Source organism: Actinokineospora sp. (assembly GCF_050699995.1).
Classification (GTDB): Bacteria; Actinomycetota; Actinomycetes; order Mycobacteriales; family Pseudonocardiaceae; genus Actinokineospora.
Genome location: NZ_JBOHGC010000522.1, coordinates 1 through 2,720 on the forward strand (window position 1 = coordinate 1; position 2,720 = coordinate 2,720).

Below are 2,720 nucleotides of genomic sequence, written 5' to 3' on the forward strand. Positions count from 1 at the left end.
GCTCGGACCCGACATGGCGGGCCTCGTCAGCCATGTATCCGGCTACGAGGAACTTGCCGTCCAGGCAGCGGTGCACGGCGGGCGCGACCGGGTGTTCCGCGCGCTGCTCGCGCATCCGCTGGTGGGCCAGGTCGACCTGGCCGAGAAGCTGACCGACCGGCTGCTGGCCGAGAACGCCGCGCACCTGGCCTGGGCCAGATGAGCGTGTTCCTCGCCGTCGACGGCGGCAACTCCAAGACCGAGGTGCTGGTAGGCGACACCGACGGCCGCGTCGTGGGCTTCGCCCGCGGCGGCGGGACCAACCATCAGACCTCGGGCGGGATGTCGGCGGTGATGGGCAAGCTCACCCACCTTGTGCGCGGGGTCGGGGACGGGCGGCGCCCGGAACTGGCCGTGGTGTGCCTGGCGGGCGCGGACCTGCCGGTCGAGGTCGCCGCGCTCACCGCGGCCGTCGAGACCGCGGACTGGGCCGACAAGTCCATTGTGGACAACGACATGGCGGCGCTGCTGCGGGCGGGCACCGAGGCGCCCGACGCGGTCGCGGTGGTGTGCGGGGCGGGAATCAACTGCCTGGGCCGGGCGGCGGACGGCCGGATGGTCCGGTTTCCCTCGCTGGGGCACGTTTCCGGCGACTGGGGTGGCGGCCAGCACCTGGGCGCGCTCGCGCTGTGGCACGCCGCCCGCGCCGAGGACGGCCGCGGCCCGGACACCGCCCTGGTCGCCGCTGTGGCGAACCACTTCGACCGGACCACGGCCGCCGAGGTGTCCGCCGCCGTGCACCTCGGCGAGATCTCCCCCCGGCGGCTGGGCGAGCTGAGCCCGGTGCTGTTCCGGGTCTCCGCGGCGGGCGACGAGGTGGCGCGCTCGGTGGTGACCAGGCAGGCCGACGAGATCGTCGCCCTGGCCACGGCCGCGCTGCGCAGGCTCGGCCTGCTCGCCGCGCCGACCACCGTGGTACTCGGCGGCGGGGTCCTGCGCGCCCTCGATCCCTTGCTGTTCCAGCTGGTCAGCGCGGGCCTGCATGCCGCAGCGCCACGCGCGGAGATCACGCTGGTCACCGATCCGCCGGTCGTGGGCGCCGCCCTGCTGGCGATGGACACACTCGGGGCGGACCGAGCCGCCCAGGAGGCGATGCGCGCGCAAGTGCGGCGCCTGATCGCCGCACATCAACCGGGAGAGATCTGACAAGAGAGGAAACAACGTGCGACCCTGCGCCAAACCACGTTCCTTGCTCGCCCTGGGGGCGGCCACCGCGATGGTGGCGATCGTCCTGCCGACCCAACCGGTGTCCGCCGCCCCGACGGTGCACCAAGCCGAGGCCGCGACCGTGTCCCAGGGGGTGGTCGAGTCCAACCACGCCGGCTTCACCGGGACCGGATTCGTCAACTACGACAACGTGAGCGGAAGCTACGCCGAGTTCACCGTGACCGCCGCGGCGGCGGGCCCGACCACGCTCACCTTCCGCTTCGCCAACGGCACCACGGCCAACCGGCCGATGGACATCCGGGTCAACGGCACACTCGCCGCCGACGACCTCGCCTTCGGCCCCACGGGCGCCTGGTCGACGTGGAGGACCGCGTCGACCACCGCGACCCTGGCGGCGGGCACCAACCGCATCCGAGCCACCGCGGTCGCGGCCACCGGCGGGCCCAACCTCGACAGCCTCACCGTCGGCGGACCGACCGCGGGTGCGACACCGGCCGCCATCAACGGCCAGTTGAAGGTCTGCGGCACGAAACTGTGCAACCAGTACGGCAAACCCATCCAGCTGCGCGGGGCGAGCACGCACGGGCTGCAGTGGTACAGCGACTGCGTCAGCGGGGCCTCGCTCGACGCGCTCGCCACTGACTGGTCCGGCGACGTCCTGCGGATCTCCATGTACATCCAGGAAGGCGGGTATGAGACGAACCCGCGCTACTACACCGATCTGGTCCACTCGATCATCGAGCAGGCTACGGCCCGCGGGATGTACGCGCTCGTGGACTGGCACATGCTCAGCCCCGGCGACCCGTACCACAACCTCAGTCGCGCCAAGACGTTCTTCACCGAGATCGCCCAGCGGCACAACAACAAGACCAACCTGCTCTACGAGATCGCCAATGAGCCCAGCGGCGTCAGCTGGTCGCGGATCAAGTCCTACGCCGAGGAGCTGATCCCGGTGATCCGCGCCCACGACCCGGAGACACCGATCCTGGTGGGCACCCGCGCGTGGTCGTCGCTCGGCGTCTCCGAGGGCGGCAGCGAGACCGAGGTCGTCAACAACCCGGTGTCCGCGGCGAACATCATGTACGTGTTCCACTTCTACGCCGCCTCCCACACCGACGAGTACCTGAACACGCTGTCGCGGGCGGCCGACCGGATCCCGGTGTTCGTCACGGAGTTCGGCACCCAGGACTACACCGGGGACGGCGCGAACAACTTCACAATGTCGCAGCGGTACCTGGACCTGATGGCGGCGAAGAAGATCAGCTGGGTCAACTGGAACTTCTCCGACGACCAGCGCTCGGGCGCGGTCTTCCAACCGGGGACCTGCCCCGGCGGACCGTACGCGGGCACCTCGCGGCTCAAGCCCGCGGGCGTGTGGATCCGCGAGCGGATGCAGACCCCGGACAACTTCCCGACGAGCTGACCTGAACCCGCAACTCACTTGCCTGAACGTGTAACTCGATGTTCTGAGTGTGCGACTCGATGTTCTTAGTGTGCGACTCGCGGGTGGGGGT

2 protein-coding genes and 1 pseudogene are annotated in these 2,720 nt (G+C 70.6%); all 3 read left to right on the forward strand.

Annotated elements, in window-relative coordinates:
- A pseudogene (locus ACRDSQ_RS25880) lies at positions 1-202 on the forward strand (6-phospho-beta-glucosidase); the annotation flags it as partial.
- Complete coding sequence (locus ACRDSQ_RS25885) at positions 199-1,185, forward strand: N-acetylglucosamine kinase (protein ID WP_431424562.1); 987 nt, start codon at positions 199-201, stop codon at positions 1,183-1,185. The pseudogene ACRDSQ_RS25880 and the gene ACRDSQ_RS25885, both read left to right, overlap by 4 nt.
- A 16-nt stretch (positions 1,186-1,201) precedes the next feature.
- Entirely contained in the window at positions 1,202-2,629 is a 1,428-nt protein-coding gene (locus ACRDSQ_RS25890; protein WP_431424563.1) for a cellulase family glycosylhydrolase, read from the forward strand.
- Positions 2,630-2,720 lie beyond the last annotated feature (91 nt).